At 33.2% G+C, this 21,582-nt stretch carries 7 protein-coding genes; all 7 read left to right on the top strand.

The window, feature by feature from the left end:
- The 7 genes from AC52CF_RS01645 (at position 1) to AC52CF_RS01675 (ending at position 21,576) form a co-directional block, all read left to right on the top strand.
- Complete coding sequence (locus AC52CF_RS01645) at positions 1-1,923, top strand: alpha/beta hydrolase (protein WP_214591053.1); 1,923 nt, start codon at positions 1-3, stop codon at positions 1,921-1,923.
- Positions 1,924-1,929: 6 nt separating this feature from the next.
- Positions 1,930-2,820, top strand: a complete 891-nt coding sequence (locus AC52CF_RS01650; protein WP_214591052.1) for a DUF6734 family protein — start codon at positions 1,930-1,932, stop codon at positions 2,818-2,820.
- Positions 2,817-4,661: a lanthionine synthetase LanC family protein gene (locus tag AC52CF_RS01655; protein WP_214591051.1), complete on the top strand. Its 1,845-nt coding sequence runs from the start codon at positions 2,817-2,819 to the stop codon at positions 4,659-4,661. The genes AC52CF_RS01650 and AC52CF_RS01655 overlap by 4 nt, the downstream gene beginning before the upstream one ends.
- 1,219 nt (positions 4,662-5,880) lie before the next feature.
- Complete coding sequence (locus AC52CF_RS01660) at positions 5,881-7,104, top strand: hypothetical protein (protein WP_214591050.1); 1,224 nt, start codon at positions 5,881-5,883, stop codon at positions 7,102-7,104.
- Positions 7,105-7,122: 18 nt separating this feature from the next.
- The gene (locus AC52CF_RS01665) at positions 7,123-9,360 is read left to right on the top strand and encodes a S8 family serine peptidase (protein ID WP_214591049.1); all 2,238 of its coding nucleotides are present in this window, start codon (positions 7,123-7,125) and stop codon (positions 9,358-9,360) included.
- A gap of 96 nt (positions 9,361-9,456) precedes the next feature.
- A complete protein-coding gene (locus tag AC52CF_RS01670) occupies positions 9,457-11,424 on the top strand; it encodes a DUF8202 domain-containing protein (protein ID WP_290263770.1) in 1,968 nt (655 codons plus the stop codon).
- A 114-nt stretch (positions 11,425-11,538) separates the two neighbouring features.
- Positions 11,539-21,576 (top strand): SpvB/TcaC N-terminal domain-containing protein, encoded by a 10,038-nt coding sequence (locus AC52CF_RS01675; protein WP_496517753.1) that lies wholly within the window; start codon positions 11,539-11,541, stop codon positions 21,574-21,576.
- The last annotated feature ends 6 nt before the right edge of the window (positions 21,577-21,582 follow it).

Consider the following 21,582-nt stretch of genomic DNA (forward strand, 5'->3'; position numbering starts at 1 on the left):
ATGAAGACCTCGAAAGTATTTTTTTTACTATTTATCATGATATCCTCATTTTTGTTGGCACAAAAAGAAGGATATACTATTACCAAGACAAAACCTTTTTTCGATGAAGAACACCTGAAAACAGATAAAACAATAGAATGGGGATATCTTTCTGTTCCTGAAAACTGGACAGCTCCAACAGGTAAAATAAAAATTGCATTTACTGTTCTCAAAAAGAAGAAAAAATCATCTCAGAAACCCTTATTGTATATAGAAGGTGGTCCCGGGCAATCAGGAATTGGAACATTCGGATATTTTCGTGATCACCCACTGAGAGATTACTCCGATATTATATTGGTAGACGCAAGGGGGGTAGGAAATTCTTTACCTAAACTATGCCCGGAACTGGGAACAGAAATATTTAAAATTTTATCCTCGAATGAATCAGCCACCGCTGATGAGAAAAATAGATTATTTGCAGCAATGAACTGTAAAAATGAGCTGATAAGAAAAGGGATTAATCCTGCTAATTATAACAGTATGAATATAGCCAATGATCTGCATGCGCTTAAAACAGCATTGCATTATGACAAATGGAATGTTCTTGGAGTTTCATACGGAACCTATATTTCACAGGTATATGCCAATTCATTTCCTGATGACTTCAATAAAATGATTTTAGATTCATCTATTAATAATATTTCTGAATATTATGATAAGATCAATGATCATTATGTGAAGGAATTAAATATCTTATTCTCAAAATGTAAACAGGATCCAGTCTCAAATAAAAAATTCACGAATCTCGAAAAGACCTATTATGACGTGATTGCAGATCTGGATAAAAGACCATTGACGGTGAATATTCCCAAAGATCTTCTGGAAAAAGGAAGTTTTACATTCAATAGTGAAGACTTTAAACTCGTTATTCATCAGGCTTTATATAATAAACAGATGACGGAAGTACTACCAGTGATTATTACTTTGTTTCATGAAAGAAATGCAGCCGCATTAAGTTCGGTAGTCGGTGCATTTTCCGGGGTTTTCCGGGCTCTGGATTTTGGAACCTATTACAGTATGTTGCTGAATGATGCATTACCATACAGTTCATTAAAATACTATGATGAAGATGCTGCAAAATATCCGGGATTAAAAGGTGGTTTGTCATTTTACAGAAGTGATTTTCTTATCAATAGTCAGTGGAATACTAAAAGTATTCCGCAGAATATTTTAGATTATAAGAAAATATCTAAAATTCCAACGATGATTCTGGCTGGAGAATTTGATCCTATTACCCCAGTTTCAAATGCTCAGTCATTAGCCGGATTGCTGAATGCAGAGCTAATCATATTTAAAAATGAAAACCATGCCCTTTTATTCAATCAGGAAGGAAGCGGATTAATTAACAACTTTATTAAAGATTCCTATCAGCAAAAGCCGTCAGTTAAAATCATGAGTACCTATAAAACAAATTTTGTGACGGATATTCATGTGAATCCCGGAGTTCCAAAGCTGGCAATGTTTATTGGGAATTTTGATCTTCTGAATTTTGCTCCTTTAATTTTGGCCTATATTCTTATGATTATCGGAATCGTTTACTTTTCAATGCAGATGATTAGGAAAAGAAAAGAAGAGGGCTTATTCAGCAAATTTTTTTACGGGCTGCTTATCCTGTCATGCTTACTGGCCATTATAATAATGGGTGGGTTTATTTATGCTATCCAGGATGCGGCAAGCTCTAACTTCTTTATATGTGCGTTCGGAATAAAAGAAAAGTTTAGAAGTTTGTTTACCCTTCTTACGGTATATGCTGCGACTGTATTTTTGTTGGCTATATTCCTCATAAGAATCAGTAAATACCAACACAAAGTTATCATAATATCCCTTGTTTTTTCCTTAATATTAATCCTTTTTTACTTCTATTACTGGGGATTTTTTAATTAATATCATATGAAAATAATTCAGAGTTTTTGGTCGAAACCAAGCTATAAAAAGAAAAATGTAAAACTCCATGATCGGAATAATGGAGGGTGGACTGACAAAAAATATAACTATTTCAGCTGGGCATTGAGCTGTTTACAATTTAGAAAATATTATGATGATGTAGAATTAATTACTGATGAAATAGGATATAATATTTTAATTGAAAAATTGAAACTGCCTTATACGAAAGTAGATGTATGTTTGGATAAAATCAATCATTATCATGAAGATTTGTGGGCATTGGGAAAAATATATGCCTATAGTATCCAGAATACTCCTTTTATTCACGCCGATGGAGATGTGTTTATATTCGAAAAATTTGAAGAACACTTTGAACATGCACCTATTGTGTGCCAGAATAGCGAAATTGGCTATACCTTATATAAAGAAATTTTCGAGGCAATTCAGAATCATTTTGCATATATACCTGAAGATATTTTAAATTATTATAATACTTTCGGGGAGGTGAATGGTGTTAATAATGGTATTGTAGGGGGCAATGCAATACTGTTTTTTAAACAATATACAGATAAAGCATTTGAATTTATCGATAAAAACGCAGATTATTTGTCCAAAATTAATATTGGACTGTTTAATATTATTTTTGAACAGGCTCTTTTATATTCAATGGCTCATAAAGAAAAAATTCCTGTAGAATTTTATTTTGATAATATTAATCAGGGATTTGACGGAATTTGCGACGTATTGGGAAGTTCTTTTGAACGTTCTTATCTCCATGCTTTGGGACCATATAAAACTGTGAACACAGTTCCCGTGCAGATTGAAGATTTACTCAGAAAATCATATCCTGATTATTATCATAACATTATCAGACTTCTTAAAACGTATCAAATATGAGATTGAATGTAACAACAGATGAATATATATCTGCTATATTGGGATTAAGTTTTACGGATCTCCAGAATATAGCCAAAAATAATAAGCAGAAACTTGAAGAACAATACCTTATATCAGATAATATTGAAAATATAGAATACGGAATTACTGGGTATTTGTTTTTTCTGTTAGAATACCATAAAATATATAATAAACCAGAGTTGCTTGATATTATAGAAACGCATAGTCTCAGTTTGATCTCTTACTGTGATCATTCAGCAACGGCAAATTACTCATTATATACTGGAAGAGGCGGAGTTGCTTATTTTTTATTAGAGCTTTATAAAACCTCTCCTCAGAATATTTATTTAGACAATTGTCTGAAAATTTTAAAAGAGTCTGAAAAGGAGTTTTTCCATTCTGAATATACTTCCGATTATTTACTGGATGGAAGAGCGGGAGTCCTATTTATTCTTATTAATCTGTTTACTAAAAATGAATCGAAGGAAACAGAAGAGATGATAAATAATTATTTACAGAAAATAATAAACAACAGTATATTTACACCTAATGGTCTTTCATGGATTTCAAAAGAAGAAATCAATATAGAAAATTCCTGTGACTTCGCACGTGGATCTTTGGGGATTCTATTTGTATTGAGATATATACATGCGATTTCAAAAAATGAAAATATTAAATTCTATAGTGCACAAGCTGAAAAGTATATTAAAAATTTTATTAATAAAGAAAAGGAAGAGATTAACTTAGAAAACTATCTTTTTATTTCTGATATAGAAAAGAGGTTTATTCTTAAGATTAATTCAAATAAAGAAAATTATATCAGGATTCTTGATGGATTATTAGAGATGAATGAAAAAGAGGAATTTGAGAAGAATCTTGCTTTTCTGATGACACTTTCGCCTTCTCTCTGTAATGATTTTTCAGAATTTTTTTATCACAGAGATAATTTCAAAGAAGAATTGGCACAATATGAGACTATGTTGCAAGATTTGGATGAATATGTAGATTTAGAATTCGGACTCATTAATGGAAAAATAGGTCAGTTATATCTAATTATGAAATATAATGTTTCCATTGTTAAAAATATTGTTGAAAATAAAAATTATAACTTATGTTTGGATATTCAGCTGAAAGAAGATTTTATATTTCAAAAGCAATATCCTAAATTTTATTATTTCACAAAAATAAATTTTTCCAATGTCTACAATACAATCTTGAATAATATTGATGAAGTTAGTAGTAATCTAATTAATGACATTGTTCCTGTAATAGATCAGAATTCTTCTTCAGAATTATTAAAAGATCTTCTGTTTTTTGAACAAAGTAAAAACCAAATTTATGATGGAATAAGACAGAAAAATAACCTGACAAAATTTTCAAAGATCATATCTTATAGAAATTATGTTTTTGATCATATTGAATCTTTAGGCAGCTCAATTTTATATGTCCCAATCATACATGGTTCTATGGGAACTGTAGTAAATACGAAATGGGACTGGTCTTCAAATGACATTTATATACATACACTAAACATTATACAACCTCCTGCTTCATATATCTCCGTCTTTATTCCTGCTCTTGATAAAAGAACGAATTTTTTTGAGGAGATACCCCTTAAAATAGAATATTTATTATTACAGGCTTTCAGTACCCCCAAAACAATTAAAATGGTAAGTGAAGAATTTAAATATTTTTGCTTATCTCAGCCGGAAGAAGTACTTGATACTATCATTTCCTATACTTACTCAAAAGATAAGGAAGAACTTATTGGAAGATTGGATTATTTGGTAAAAAGCACGGTAAAGAATTTTATCTATAATGGATTTTTAGAATTTGCCTAATGATACTGAAATCTTTTGATTTAATTTCTATGAAGAAAATATGTTTATTGTAATTAATTTTGGAAAAATTACTTGATATTTCCCTCTTTTTCATACTTCCTGTATGAATAATAAAAGTGTACATACTTAAAAGAGGTTTTTCGGGAAGACGGAATTTTTATGTTTGATGAATGTGGCGGATGTTATGTGGGAGTAATTGTAGGAGAAAACATCCTTAATATAATTTCTGAAACAGACTCTATACATCCCCTGTTGTAAAGAAACAAGAATAGAATTAGAAGTTTGTTCTAATATTATTCAATAGAAAGAATTCCGGGGAATATGTTATAAAGGAGGAATTAAAATGAATTAGAAGTTTTGGTTTATCATTTATATGATTATAAAAGAAATTTATTAACGGATATCCTTATTAATGATAATGAACTAGAATAATTGTTTTTTACTATAGATATTTGGAAATCAATTTTAAAAAAGAGTTTAAAGCGTAAGCTGAAAGGCTAAAGAGTAGGAATTAATAAATAATATTATTGTTATGAAAAGAATTAATTTGGTAACAGTTAAGGAAAGTCTGTCAAGAAATGGGCGGAGAAATATTAAAGGAAGTAGTGGACATATTGTTCCATATGTTGGATCTACAATACCATACTGCTTGGATAGAGCTTGTTGATTTGAGATAGTGTTCCAAATTTAGTGATATTCAATTGTAGAGTTATAATTGTTTGATTTTCAATGTTGATTGAATTTAATTTATAAAAATGAGAGTAAGATAATCTTGCTCTCGTTTATTTTGCGGAAATACCTATCGCAAATGAATGAGAATCATAACAGGTATCCAAAGTTAGTGACAACAAAATTGGTCCCAATTGTTACTCACCAAAAATTATTAAAAATGTGAAAACAACAATATTTTTGTAAAAATTGTAACAGAAGTTTTTTAGATTTTATACTTATCCCTTTTCATTTAAAGAGATAAAAAACGGATAATATTGGAGAATAAAGAATGTGAATTTTACTATTAAATCAAAATTCCTTATTCTGTATACTATCAAGGATTTACAAACAAAAAAAATAATAAAAATTATTAAGGATAATAATTAATTACGAATGATAAAATGTAAATAAATTAGGGTTATGATTTAAAATTTGATTTAAGTATTTAAATATGTAATTCTAATTAATTTTATTACCATTTGATGTTAATTTATGCAAATTTTTTTGAGTGAAAAAAATATATATATTTGCGAAAAAAAATACAGGAATGAAAAAAATATTACTCACGATAAGTTCTCTGATCGCTGTATTCTCTTCAGCACAAATCTGGAATACGACAGGTAACAACGGAACAAATCCATCTACAAATTTCTTAGGTACTATAGATGCTCAGCCTTTAATATTTAGAACAAACAATTCTGAAAAGGTAAGAATAACACTTAATGGAAGTGTAGGAGTAGGGACTGATAACCCAACCCAAAAATTAGATGTTAATGGTTCTGTTACTGCTAACGAAAGATACAATAATGGTAATGATGGCTCTTATTATATTAAACTAAATTCTAACGGATACAACGTTCCTGTTATTAGCTATTCAGAAAGTTCCGGTAATATATTATCTTTTGGTAATCTTGGAGGACAGTATCATAGTAAAACAATTATCCGGGGAGGAAATGGAGATGTAGTAATAGAGCCTAACTCTACTAGTGGAGCTTTTGTAGTTAAGGCACAGTCGGGTAATGTAGGAATAGGAACAACATCACCAGCTGGAAAATTGACAATTCATAATGCTGATAATTTAGGAGTTAAGATTGAAGGAAATACAAGTTCTTATATAGGTAACGATTTAGAAATATATCGTCAGAATTCTACGAGTGATATTGGTCAAGCTGCAGCGATCCAGATGGGCGATGTACAGAATAATGTTCATACCATGATGCAAAGTTCAAAAGATGGATTTCAATTTTTTAACATGAGTAATGTTGCAAATAACAATTGGTGGACTGAAAGATTAAGAATTGCCAACAACGGAAATGTAGGGATAGGCTCGGTAAATCCAGATTCGAAACTTACAGTAAAAGGAAAAATTCATGCAGAGGAAGTGAAAATCGATTTGCAGGTACCTGCAGATTATGTTTTTCAAAAGTATTATAACGGGGCTTCTGATTTAAAGAATGATTATAAAATGTTATCTTTAGATGAAGTAGAAGAGTTTACCAAAAAATATCACCATTTACCTAATTTTTCATCCTCAAAAGAAATTATTGAGAATGGATTAGAACTAGGAATAACAACCAATAAGCTTCTTGAAAAAATTGAAGAACTAACTTTATATTCCATTGATCTGAATAAGAAAAATAAAGAACAAGAGAACTTAATCAAAAGTCAGGCAGATATTCTTAAATCTTTGAATGAAAGATTAGAAAAATTAGAAAAGGCAAAGCAGAAATAATCCTAAAAATATTTTCCGATGTATAAAATATACCAAAAGTCAGTTTTGGGAATTTCTGTATTCTTTTTCATGTCGGTATTTTCACAAGAAAAGCAAGATGCCAATAATCGATTAATAGAAGATCAAAAGAATTTCCAGTTACAGATTATAAATAAAGAGAATAAACAGAAACAGGAAGTAGAGCGTTTAAAATCTTTAGGATTTCCGGAATTTATTGAAAAAGATGGAAATAATAAGCAATTAGTTGGTTCTGATGAAAATGGCAGACCATTATACTATACGACATTGAATGCCGGAGCGGCACAAATGACAAAAGCTAATACATTATATGCTGGAGGAAGTGCTGGATTAGACATTTCAGGACAAAATATGATAATAGGCCAATGGGATTATTCAAAGCCAAGAGTTACACATGAATTGCTTTCCGGAAAGATTACTTATGATTCTTCTCAAAATCAAACTATAACAAGGCACAGTACGAACATTGCAGGAACAATGGTTGGAAGTAATGGAGACGCAAATGCAAGAGGAATTGCATTTAATGCTAAACTTCATGCATATGATTGGGTAAATGATGTATCTGAAATGCTTAATGAAGCTTATTCCCCAAATAATCCAACGGGTATTTTAGTTGCCAATAATAGTTATGGTTTCGATCCTTTATATCTTCAAACCTATCAATTTGGAAAATATAATTCTACAGCACAGAACTGGGATAACCTAATGTATTTAAAACCATATTTACAAATTGTTAAGGCTGCGGGAAATTCCAGAGAAATAGATCCTGCTCTTGTTCCTCAGGTAACTGCGAAGGGAGGATATGATTTACTTGAAGGAGCGGGAATTGCTAAAAATGTTTTGGTTGTGGCTTCTGCTAAAAAAAATCTTAATATGAATTCTGATGAAGATTTTGATATTTCTTCATTCAGCAGTTATGGTCCAACTGACGACGGAAGGATAAAGCCAGATCTATGCGCACCTGGAGAGACTATATATTCATCTATTGAGACTTATGACTCCGCATACGGAACTTATAAAGGAACTTCATCAGCGACTGCTGTAGTTTCTGGTATTATAACGTTATTACAGCAATATTATAAATCTGTGAGTCCTTCTCAAAGCTATATGCAATCTTCTACAGTTCGTGCTCTGTTGGCTCATACAGCCAATGATAAGGGAACAGAAGGACCAGATTATATTTACGGATGGGGAATGGCAGATGCGAAAAGAGCAGTTGCTGCTATACATGATAATATTGAAGGAATTATTGGGGATTATAAAAAATCTACATTAATCAAAGAGATTTCTCTTAATCAGGGAAATAAATATACTTTGTATGTAGTTCCTCTGGATGTTAGCCAGCCTTTATCCGCCACTATATCATGGACTGATCCTCAAGGAAATCTTGTGAGCAATACTGTAGATCTTTCTACCCCTAATTTAGTTAATGATCTTGATCTTAAAATTGTTAAAGTAAATTCAAATGGTACAGAGACTGTTTATTACCCTTGGAAATTAGGAGGAATGAATAATCTTACGGCAGCAGCGACTAAAAATTCCACGAATAATGTAGATACAATTGAGAGAGTAGATATTAAAAATCCTACTAAGGACACTTACAAAATTATTGTGTCTCCAAAAACAAACACAACACCATTACTTCCAAATGGTGTTCAGAATTTTTCTATTGTTGTTTCTAATGTAGATTTTTGTTATAAAGAAGATTTAAAAATACTTACAAGTCCGGTTGATGACATTACAACTCCACAAACTATCTGGGCAAAGCAGATCGTAGCAAGTAATAAAATTATTGCTCCTGTACAAAATGTTGAATATCTGGCTTCAAAAGATATTACATTGAAAGTTGGTTTTCATGCAGAAAATGCTTCAGGCTTTCATGCACTCATTACTCCTTGTTTTGATATGATTTCAGCATTCAGATATGTTGCACAAAAAAGAGTTTCGGATCAGAATATTCTTCCTGAAACTATAAAAAGCGAAAGTAATTTTACAATCTTTCCGAATCCTACAAAGGATGAAGCTCATATAAAATTCAGATTGGAAAACTCATCAGCAGTAAAAATATCCATATATGATGCTTCCGGAAAAATTATTCTAAATAACCAAAGTAGTGAAGCGTTTCCAAAAGGCGAATATTTACGAACAATTGATGTGAGTGATTATCCTTCCGGGATTTATACGGTTAGTTTAGAATGTAGTGACTTTAAAGAAACTAAAAAGCTTATTAAAAAATAAATCTTTGAGAATCGGATGTGCCGTTATTTAGTGCGATAAAAATATTTTAGACGATTCTCAGCGATTACAAATTTTCAAAATTTGAGATAAACACTTATGATGAAAAAAATACTTTTCTTTTTTCATATCCTTTTGCTGGATATGTGTTTTGCCCAGTCTCCTGGCGGTGTTTCGGGAGTGAGTGTTTGGTTTAAAGCTAATTCTGCACAAACTCCTGCATTAACTTATCAGGATTATAGTGGGAATCAGAATGAAATTAAAGCGATATCTACTCAGAACCAACCTAATTATACATTATTTAATTATAATGAAAGTTTGGATTTTGACGGGGTAGATGATTATCTGAAATTTCCATATTTGATGGAGACTATGGATAAGACTACTTTCTTTACAGCGTATCAAAATCAAAATACATCCACGGAAACAGCTATGTTTTCTTCAGAAAAGTCTTACGAGAAGGAAATATATTTCAGCACAAAAAATATTTTCCGGTATAACAATGAACAGATTAACTATATCAATACCAGTACTATTGATGATCTTCCTTCATTCAGTATGTATACAAGATTCGGAATTCCCTCAGAAAAGATTCATTCTGTTATAGGTACGACGGGAATATCTTCTATGTACGTAGGAAAAGATATAAGAAGTACCGGCTGGCAAAATTTTAAAGGTAAACTTCCTGAATTTTTCATATACCGTAAAATTCTTACTCAAAATGAAAGAAATCGTGTAAATTCTTATCTGGCTGTAAAATATGCAGTTACAATGCCTTATACTGAATATTATAGTTCAAAAAGTAAAAAGATATGGAAGCAGGATGACTTTACTAATTACTCTGCAAACATTGCAGGAATTGCCAGAGATAAGTATTCAGGTTTATATCAGAAACAGGCAACGAGTTCTTCAGAAAATAAGCGGCTTATTATTGCGGCTAAAAAATTAGCTGTAGATAACAAGAGCAATGATGCAGATTTTCCAGATCAAAGTTTTCTTATATGGGGAGATAATAAAGAGCAATTATTGTTAGATACTCCTACTTCCGGATATCAGTTGTTTAAAAGAAAATGGAAAACCAGATTTTCTACAGAGACTTCTCAGACCATTCCGACTGAAGTGGTTTTTTCTGTTAAAAATATACTTACTATACCTGCAGATAAAAAGTTATGGTTATTTATTGATAAAACCGGACAGGGAAATTTTAATTCTGCCAACGTAGAAGTATTTCCTATGGATTATGTAGATGCAGATCAAAATGTTCATTTTAATAATATCACCTTTGATCAGGATTTATCAGGAACAGATGTTTTCACTTTTGCTTTAGGAAATAAAATATTATCAATTAATGAACTTCAGCAGCCTACTTGTACACAGAAGAAGGGAACATTAAATATAAATATTAAAGGAGGTAAAGCTCCATACCATATTCAATTAACGGGTAACGGTATTAATCAGAATTTTAATGTTTCTACATCCCAGTTATCTTTCCCCGACTTGGTAATCGGAAACTATCATCTTATCATTACGGATGCGGATGGGAATATAATTAATGAAGATTTTACAGTCAATGATTTTAACTCGATCAATTTAGATTTAGGACCTGATGTGATAATAAGTTCCGGAGGATCTGCTCATTTCGATGCAAGTACCCAGATCTCGAATCCGAATGCTACTTATCAATGGACATCAGATAATGGATTTAGCAGCTCTTCCGCTAATATTACAGTGTATGAACCTGGAGTTTATACGGTAACAGTGAATACACCAGATGGCTGTACAAAAAAAGATACAGTAAAAGTAACTCGTAAAAGAGAAAACGGAATTGTATTATACCCAAATCCAGTGCCTAAAGGTCAGGTGTTTACCATAAGAATTATATCAGATATAAAAGAGAATGTAGATATCAAAATCTATGATGCTTCGGGAAGGCTTGTAAAGACCATACAGGATAATGGAAAAGACTATTATGAAATTAAAGATACGCTTTTAGTAGAGGGAGCTTATGTAATTGTTGTGAAAACGACTTCTGAATTAAAAGTATTTAAGCTCATCGTCACCAATTAGCCGCTAATAAACAATCTCTTATAGATAAAAAAGGAATTAAACAAAAACTAATTGCCTGAAATTCTTTCAACAGTTTACAGGTAATCATTTTGTAGTAGAAAAGCATATACACAAATGAGAAATTCGATATTAAGTAGATTAAGAGAAAATCCTAAAATTGTAAAAGTTCTGGTTTTTCTTACTTCATGGACACAAGTTCATGCTTACGCAAATACAGCGTACTTAAATAAGCCCAAAGAAACTTTACCGGGTGCAGATTTTCATTATTCAACTGTTGTTCAAAATGACGGCAGCTTTTTGAAGAATACTGAAAAAACTTCAGCAACCGATAAGACTTTAGAAAATACTATTTCTTATCCAAATGAGAAAAATATTGATTCTGAAGATATCCTTAATCGATCAGGAAATGGAAATAAAAAGTTGATTAGCGGACAAAAAGCTTTTATTAATCAGCCGGTATCAGGGTTGTATATTTCTGATATAAAAGAAGGAATTATAGGAAAAGATTCCGAACATCCGATAGATCAGATATATGATAACATATTTAATGTTACAGTAAATGAAAAAATCAGATCTGAAAAACAATATAGCTTGGAATATGATCTTTATGGATTAAAAGATTATAAGCAGGTAAGCAAAGTTATCAATGATGAATTGGCTGTAGGAGGTCAAAACTTGGAAAAAACAACATTTTGGACACACCAAACAGAGCCGGTAAAAGCAACGGCTGTTAAAGAAGGCAAAAATATTATTGTATTTACAATTCCTAATTCTTCCGATTACAGCTACAAAATCAGAAATCTTCGTATAGTTGCTTCGGATAAAAAGAGTACTCCTTCAGAATTTGCGAATTCATACGTGGGGCAAACCAATTCTAAATATATAAATGCTCAAAGCCAGACAGAAGAATTAAGTTTAAATTCAGCTACCTTAAAAATAGAAGGAAGTTCTGTGAAAAATACTGCAGTATATTCCATTACTGCTCTCAGAGATATTGATATGCCTGCTCTTACTCCTGAAATGGTAAATGTAACGGCAGATCATTTCGGATATAGATTTTTACCTCACGGAGAGAATTTTTCGGTGCCGGCAAAAGTATCCATTGGATATGATAAATCTAAAATACCGGCAGGATATACCGAACAGGATATCAAAACCTTTTATTTTGATCTTACTCAGAAAAAATGGATTCCTTTAGAGAAAGCCGAAAGAGATTCTCTTCAAAAAAGTGGCAATGTTATTGTATCTAAAACAACCCATTTTACGGATATGGTAAACGGGATCATTAAAGTTCCCGAATCTCCGGAAACAGGAAGCTATGCTCCTAATTCCATAAAAGACATTAAAGCTGCTAATCCAACAGAAGGAATAGTTTCTATTGCACCACCTACCGCGAACAATATGGGAGCTGTTAATACAAGTTTTCCAATTAAACTACCAGCAGGAAGAGGCGGAATGCAGCCATCGTTATCCGTAAATTACAGCAGCGAAGGCGGTAATGGCTGGTTAGGATTAGGCTGGGATCTTTCTATTCCATCGATTTCCATTGATACACGATGGGGAGTTCCTACTTATGACCAAAACTTTGAAACTGAGATTTATACTTTGGGGGGAGAGCAATTAACCTTTAAAGTAGGAGATAATTATGTTTTGCCTAACAGAAATGAGGGTTTTGAGAAAAGCAGGTCTGCAAACTTGGAGCCGGATAATACAAAAAGATTTTATCCGAGAATAGAAGGTGGATACAGTAAAATCATACGTCACGGAAACTCTCCTAAAGAATATTGGTGGGAGGTAATTTCCAAAAATGGAACGAGAAGTATTTTTGGAAATGATGGAACTGCCAATAACCCGCAACAGTATTATTTAAAAGATGCACAAGAAAATATAGGACATTGGGCATTGTATAAAACCATAGATACCAATGGAAATTACGTGGTGTATACATATGATAAATTTCCATATACTTCTACCGAAAATGTAATAGGTAAAGGAGGTATAGAGTATTATATAAAAAATATAGAATATACTAAAAATGATTCTAACCCTTCACTAAAAAAATATTTCATAAATTTTGAATATGATTCCCAGAGACAGGATGTACAAGTGAATGCTCGTTTAGGATTTGTGCAGGTTATGTCTAAAAAGCTAAAAAATATTGTAATTCTTTATGGTACAGATAAGGTAAGAAGTTATGATTTTGGTTACAAAGAAGGAGCTTTTAAAAAATCTCTGTTAGAAACTATTACGGAGAAAGATGCAAATGATCAGGTTTTTTATGCTAATAGATTGGAGTATTTTAATAATATTGAAACTTCGCAGTATTATAGTGAAACAATTATCGATGCGGTTACTAATGATGCAGGAATAAATAGTTCATCTCTACTAGGACATGGCGACTCTAAAAATACAACGATTGGAGGTGCTCTTACATTTGGAATTGCATTAGCTGGAGATAAAACAGGATATAATCCACTAATCAAAAATGCAACTGTGGGTGGGGATTACCAATATAGTGAGGGAGAAGGAGGAGGAAGACTTTCTATGACAGATATTGACGGTGACGGACTCCCTGATAAGATTTTAAAAACGGATTGGAATTATCCAGATACTGTATTTAAATATAGAAAGAAGGGACCGGATATGAGCTCTTTTGGTAGTACTCTTTTTACACCGGAAAATTCCAAATCATTTTCTTATTCAAAAAACTTTACTAATAGTTTTGGGATTCAAGCAACAGCAAGTGATATGGTTTTCGCATCAGCATCATCTGGAACCTCTAAAACTAAAGATTTTACATATAATTATTTTACAGATACTAATAATGATGGTATTCAGGATATAGTTAGTAATGGTCAGGTCTATTTTGGTAGAATAGACAATGGAGTTTTAAAATATACAACAGATGTTTCACTTACACCAAATCCTATTAATAAGGGAGCTGCTATAAGTGCTCCAAGTATCGATTGTAATGATATTTTGGAAGATTATAAAAATTCCCCCCTTCATGATGTTGTGAAAGTGTGGAAAGCTCCATATGATGGATACATTAAAATTATTGGATCTTTTAAATTAAAGAATTTATCAAGTACTGATGGTGTTAAAATAAGTCTGCAGCATTACAAGCTTCAAGCTAATAATTCTTCTTTTATTGTTCCGATGACAGTACTAAATTCAGCGAATAGTGTTTACACAATTAATCAACCGTCAATAGAAGTTAAGCAAGGAGATTATTTTTATTTTAGAGTAAATTCAATAGATAATGGAAACAATGATATAGTTGAATTGCCAGTAAATATGGAGTATATATATGCACCTTTGGCTAATATATATTATTTATACAATGATTCTTCCGAAACGCCATTGCGTCAGTTTAATAATACAAACCTTGTAAGTAATAAAAATGGAATTGGGATTCCTTTCAATGTAAATACAGGCTCAATTACAGGAACTTTTGTTAAACCAATAACCGTAAGAGATATTAATATTGACATCCTGAGAAAACAGACCAATGGAACCGTGAACGTAATTGGAAACTTGCAATATCCTTATAATAATAGTGGAAATAATTCTATTCTTTTTAATACAGGAGCGCTAACAGAAGGAGATATTATATATTTTCAGGTAAAATCGAATGTTAATGAACAATGGGAAAATTTAATTTTTAATAATCTAAAACTTACGATAAATTATAATGGGGATAACATCGAATTTCCAATCATTCCAGATTATCAGTTCTATAATTTAAAGACAAATAATCCTACCACTTTTAAACCTCATTTTGCTCCCCCAACAAATAGCACAAATTACGGACTTTATGCAAAATTATATAACAAGCCGTCAGGAAAGTATACTTTTATAGTAAGATCAAGAACTACAGGAACAGGCAATTTTAGCTCGCCACAGATTACAACAATAAATTGGACGGGTACTATGAGTTCAATTCAAGCCCTTGCAATTCACCAATCGATTACGCAAGGTAATGAATATTATGTAGAATGCTATTCAGATGTAACCTCAGATGAGGGATTAGATAGTAGTGCACCCAATATAGAAGTCGAATTGCGAGAGCCAGTATATTTTAATACTTCTGCTCCTACAGTATTTGCAACTTACGGGATTAATGTATACGGAAAAGATAAGGATAATATTTATCAAACAGGTTCTTCAACCAATCTTTCAAAAGATGATGGAAGGTTTGGAGCTATGTATAGAAACTGGGGACAATTTATTTATCATGGAGGATATGGCAATTTGCCAACTTCTTGTAGTCAGTTACAAAATCAATTGATCGATTATGGAAGTCTGTCAATTGATCCTATGAAATTAATCCCACCAATTAATCCCAATGATTCTACTCCTTTGAACGAAAGGGTATTCATAATGATGAATGCTTATAATGGAAAAGATGTAAACGATCAGGCAAATCAAGACTATATCCAAAAGCATATCGGATTGAGTAAAACTACATATGTTAAAGGTTTAGATATCTCTACTTCAAGACTTGGAATGAATGATATGAGTATTCTTACACAAGGATCTCCAATTAATACCTCAGGAGTTTTCAATGCACCTATTAAACAATCAAAAACTACAAATTCTAATGGGGGAGTAGGTGCAGGAGTGGGTCCATTGGTATTAAATACAACAACATCTAGTGGTAAAACTATTAATATATTGGATTATTTTGATATGAATGGAGATGGTTATCCAGATGTATTAAATGGGAATTCTGTACAGTTTACCAATATGATTGGTATGCTGTCTGCAACATTTTTACAAGGATCTAATGATAATCCCCATAGAACAGATCATGAAAATAATGGATTTGGAATGGGACAAAACTATCCGTTATCAGGAAAATCAAATGAATCAAATAATAAAAAAGCAGAGAAAGCAGCAGAAGCTGGAATAAATTTTTCTGCGGGACAATCTTCAGGCAATGATACTTCAACATACAGCTATATTGATGTAAATGGAGATGGCTTATTAGATAAGGTGAATAAAGGAGGTCAAGTTCAGCTTAATTTAGGGTATTCTTTTGCCGCGCCTGAAAACGTCTCTTTTAATGATTTTAGAAATGGTGATACCAACTCTTCCAATATAGGAGTAGGAGCATCTATTGGTGGTACTATAACCAGTAATTTACCTAAAGGCATAAGCCTGTTTAATGCAAGTATATCTTTTGGAGCTGGAAAATCAGAAACTATAAATAACCAAAAAACATCATTGTTGGATATAAACAATGATGGATTAGCTGATCTTGTAAGTAGTTCAGGAGGGAATATAAGTGTTTTACTTAATACAGGGAATAAATTTATTTCTATACCATGGAATGCTTCTTCTGCCATTTCAAAAGATATTTCACGAGGATTTAATTTTAATATTGGATTTACGGCATCTGTTTTGATCCCTATTGGTACAACGGGAAACTCTCTTAAAATTTCTATTAATCCAAGTACTAGTTTCGGTGAAGGAGATAGTAATGTACAACATCAAATAGCAGACATTAATGGCGACGGGTTTCCAGATTTACTAAAGTCACAAATAGATAACAATGGTAACTTCAACAATGATGCAGCTATTGTGAAATATTCTAGTATCGGCACCACCAACCTCCTTCGCAAAGTAACTACACCATCCGGAGGAAGCTGGGAAGTGGAATATGAGAGAGTTGGTAATACGTACGATATGCCACAAAGCAAATATGTATTAAAAACGGTTACTACCAATGATGGATTTACCGGAGATAATGCATTCAGCCCTGATGTTTCAAAAGTTACCATTCAGTATGCAAATCCTTATCACAGCAGAAGAGAACGTACTTTCTATGGTTTTGAAAAAGTTACGGTTAATCAGATTGACACAAAACAGGGAGGAATTTCCTCAAATGTGATTTACAGAAAAACCATCCAGACTTTTAATAACTCGAATTACTATCTAAAAGGAAACTTACTGAATGAAAAACTTTTAGATGCTGGTGACAAGATCTGGACTGAGAAAAATAATAATTACAGTATCAGAAGTATTCATGAATATACAGAAAATGTAAATGGTAACCCTGTTTTACATGGATTTAATATTGATGAAACTGTTCTGACAAAAGAAAATGAAAAAACAGCTAATAAATATGCTTATTTTGTTGCGCTTAAGAATACAGATTCTAAATTTTATGAAGGAACAGGGGTTGCAAAAAAATCAACAAAAACAATAATAGATGAATATGATCAATGGGGAAATATCAAATTAGTTTCCGATTTTGGGGATTTCGATATCAGTGGATCAACACAGGTGTTAGGATCGGATGGGATCATATCTGAAGTTACTTACGAAGAAGTTGCTCCTGGGAAATATGTCATTGCTCCTAGAACAGTAAAAAATACTGCAACTGGCGTTACACGTGAAAAAAGAGCAGATTACAACTATTTAACAGGTGATCTGAAGAAAATGGTGATCAAAAATCAAGGAGTAGATTACTCTGTGTATGAGTTTGAATATGATGTATATGGAAATATCACAAAATCTACAGGTCCTGCAAACAGTGCAAACCAAAGATTTTTCCATCTGTATACGTATGACGACAATGTGAAGACCTATCCTGTAAAAGTTCAGGACGCATTTGGATACACCAGCAAAACGCAGTACGATTTCCGTTTTGGTGTACCTACGCTTACGGAAGACATGAATTTGCAGCCAATGAAGTTTGCGTATGATGCAAAAGCAAGAACTACCGAAATTACAGGACCGTATGAAATGTTCAATAATATTCCTTGGACAATAAAGTTTGAATATAACCCTATTACCGATGCTCCGCTTAATGCTACCAATGCACAGTCTTACGCCATAACAAAACATTATGATCCGGAATATACTGACAGTACCATTAATACCATCACCATTGCGGACGGTTTTGGTAAAGCTATTCAGGTGAAGAAAACGGGTGATATTTATAATGATGGAGTTAAATATATTGTTGCCGGAAAAGTAGAATCAGACGCTTTCGGAAGAGCGTTAAAAACATACTATCCTACAACAGAAAACCTAGGAAGTGGAAACACCTTGTACAATGCTTCTGTGGACACTACTGAGCCAACAATTAATCAGTATGATGTATTGGATAGAGTAGTGTATACAAAACTACCGGGAGAAAACCTGTTTTCAACCATAGAATATGGCTTTGCTGATGATGTACAGGGAAGACAGATGTTTGCAACCACCTTTAAAGATGAACTGGGAAGCATTAAAAAGTCTTATACAGATATCAAAGGCAGAACAACTTCTGTCTGGGAAGTTTCGAACACCGGAGATATTAAAACAAAATTCACGCATGATGCGATCGGACAGATTCTTCAGGTGGAAGATGTGGCAGGAAATATCACGACGTCACAATATGACGATTTAGGAAGAAGAATTTCATACAAGCATCCTGATAGTGGCATTACCACTTATAAGTATGATCCGGCAGGAAATATGAATTCAAAAACCAATGCTGCCAATGAAATTGTTAATTACAAGTATGATTATACAAGGCTGAAAGAAGTAAACTATCCTGTTTATCCTGAAAATAATGTAAAATATTATTACGGAGCTGCAATGGATGCATCTGCCATGGATAATAATGCAGTGGGAAGACTTTGGTATCAGACAGATGCTACAGGAACGCAATATCTGAAATACGGAAGACTGGGAGAACTTACCTACCAACGCCGTTCTGTTGCCGTTCCGGATGCCGGAGTATATTGGTTTGGAACATCTTGGGAATATGACACATGGAACCGTGTGAAAAAAATCACCTATCCGGATGGAGAAGAAGTGAAATACACCTACAATAAGGCAGGTAATCTTTTCAAGATGAACTCTGTAAAAGATGGTTTCAGCAGAGACATTATAAAGAATCTGGGGTATGATAAATTTGAGCAGAGAGTTTATCTTCAGTATGGAAATGGTACGGAAACAACCTATGAATACGAAACCAACCGTAGAAGACTGCTTAAAATGTATGCTAAAAACAGTAACAGATACTTTATGCAGAACATTTACCAATATGATGTGGTATCTAATGTAATGCAGGTACACAACAATGCACCTGTGGTACAGGGATTATTAGGAGGAGGAACCAACTATGCCTATGGATATGATGATCTGTACCGTCTTACGTCTTCATCAGGGAACTGGAGAGGGATTAAAATGAAGGAAACTTATGATTCTCAGGGTAATATTATTTACGTTCCTACAGAAGAGAGACACCGTTTCACCGTAGGGATGACGTATGATAATATGCATAATATCATGAGCAAAACGCAAAAGCATGAGTGGGTAGAAGGTACTACTTCTAACAACTGGGCTACTGTTGAACCGACTTCCTACCGTCTGAACTATAAATATCAGGATCCTTCGCATCCGCATGCGCCATCCAGAATTATAGATGAACCGAATGTTGTCCCGAATGCTACATGCTGTAATCCGGACGATCCGGGAGTAAAATTCCAGGATTATCAATATGATCCTAAAGGAAACCCTACGAAGATCCTGCAGCAGACGTGTACCAATCAGGAAGAAAAAGCGGTGTATCTGTGGGACGAAGAAAACCGTTTACGATTTGTAGATACCAATCCTACAACACCGGAAGCAGATGGGGCGGCAATTTATACCTATGATGCAGGAGGAGAGCGTATTATAAAAGATGTTCTGTTTAAAGGAAAAATAGGAAAATACAATAGCGACCATATAGAAGTAAGTGGCGAAACCATTCATGAAGCATCGATATATCCAAGCGGATTGATTACACTTAAGCTTACCTATGATCTTCAGAACGGAATATTACAGGAGCCAAGCTACACCAAGCATTATTTTGCAGGAAGCCAGAGAATACAGTCTAAAAACGGAAACAGCGGAAATGTAGGAGCATTTGACTGTGCATGGCTTATCATCCCGTTTGGAGGAACAACACCGCCAATTAATCCTGTGAATGTTTCTAACCAGATCTTGCAGACGGCTACCCAAAGCAATCTGGTGATTATGCAGACCAATAACCTTACTCCGCCAGTAAATTATGGGCAGAATGGAGGATATACCGGAAATTGCGTATCTTCGTATGCAAGTAATGTTGAGGAGAAGGAAATCTATTGGTTCCATCCCGATCATTTGGGCAGCAGTTCTTTCATTACCGGATTAGATGGCGAAGTAACCCAGAATATGGAGTATTTCCCAAGTGGAGAAATCTTCGTGGAAAACCATTATAAGGATGACTTAAACAGCCAATACAAGTTTAATGGTAAGGAAATGGATGGCGAAACAGGATATTATTACTATGGAGCAAGATATTATAATCCGAGAGTTTCTCTTTGGTTGAATGTGGATCCGCTAGCAGAGAAGTATCCTTACATTTCACCATATAATTATTGTAATAGTAATCCTGTTAAATATGTTGATCCAAACGGAAAAGATTGGTATGTGAATTCTGAAACAGGTCATTTTAAATGGTTTGATGGTAGTGAAAATGTACCGGGGTATTCACATTTAGATGGGAGTGGAGAAAGCAATATTCCTATTTTACAAAAGACGACAGATGGGCATCCATCTTGGGGTGTTATATTAAACCCTGATGGAACTGTTACAGATTGGATAAATCGTGACAATATAGCGATGGATGGGCGGACATTCAAAACTCCAGATGGAATATATTATACTTCAGGAAGCAGAGAAACTAGAATAGAGTATGAACACAAAACTTGGAGAACAGTAGCAGATGTATTGGAATGGACGAGTATTGCTTTAGATGTTGCAGGAGCAACTACGGCAATACCAACAGCTGGAGCGGGTGGAACACTCTTGTTGGCTGGAGAAGTTATTGGGTATGTCTCTACGGGAATGAATGTAGTAATGGATATAAGGGAGGAAAAATATGGTTCCGCCACAGCGAGAACTGCGCTTTTTGTTCTTACATTTGGTTTAGGAAATGGTATAAATAAACTAACAACAAAACCTAGTGAGAAAACGGCGGGGGTTATAGCAAAAACGGCAAATGATAAAGCACTTGATACTGCGAGAGGTTTAGAGGTTGAACGAGTGAGACAAGAAGAAGCAAAAAAGCAACGAGCTTTAGAAGTGGCAAGGTTAAAAGAATCGATCAGATTAGAAAACTCAAAATAATTTAAA

It is taken from the genome of Chryseobacterium sp. 2P, from assembly GCF_059579425.1.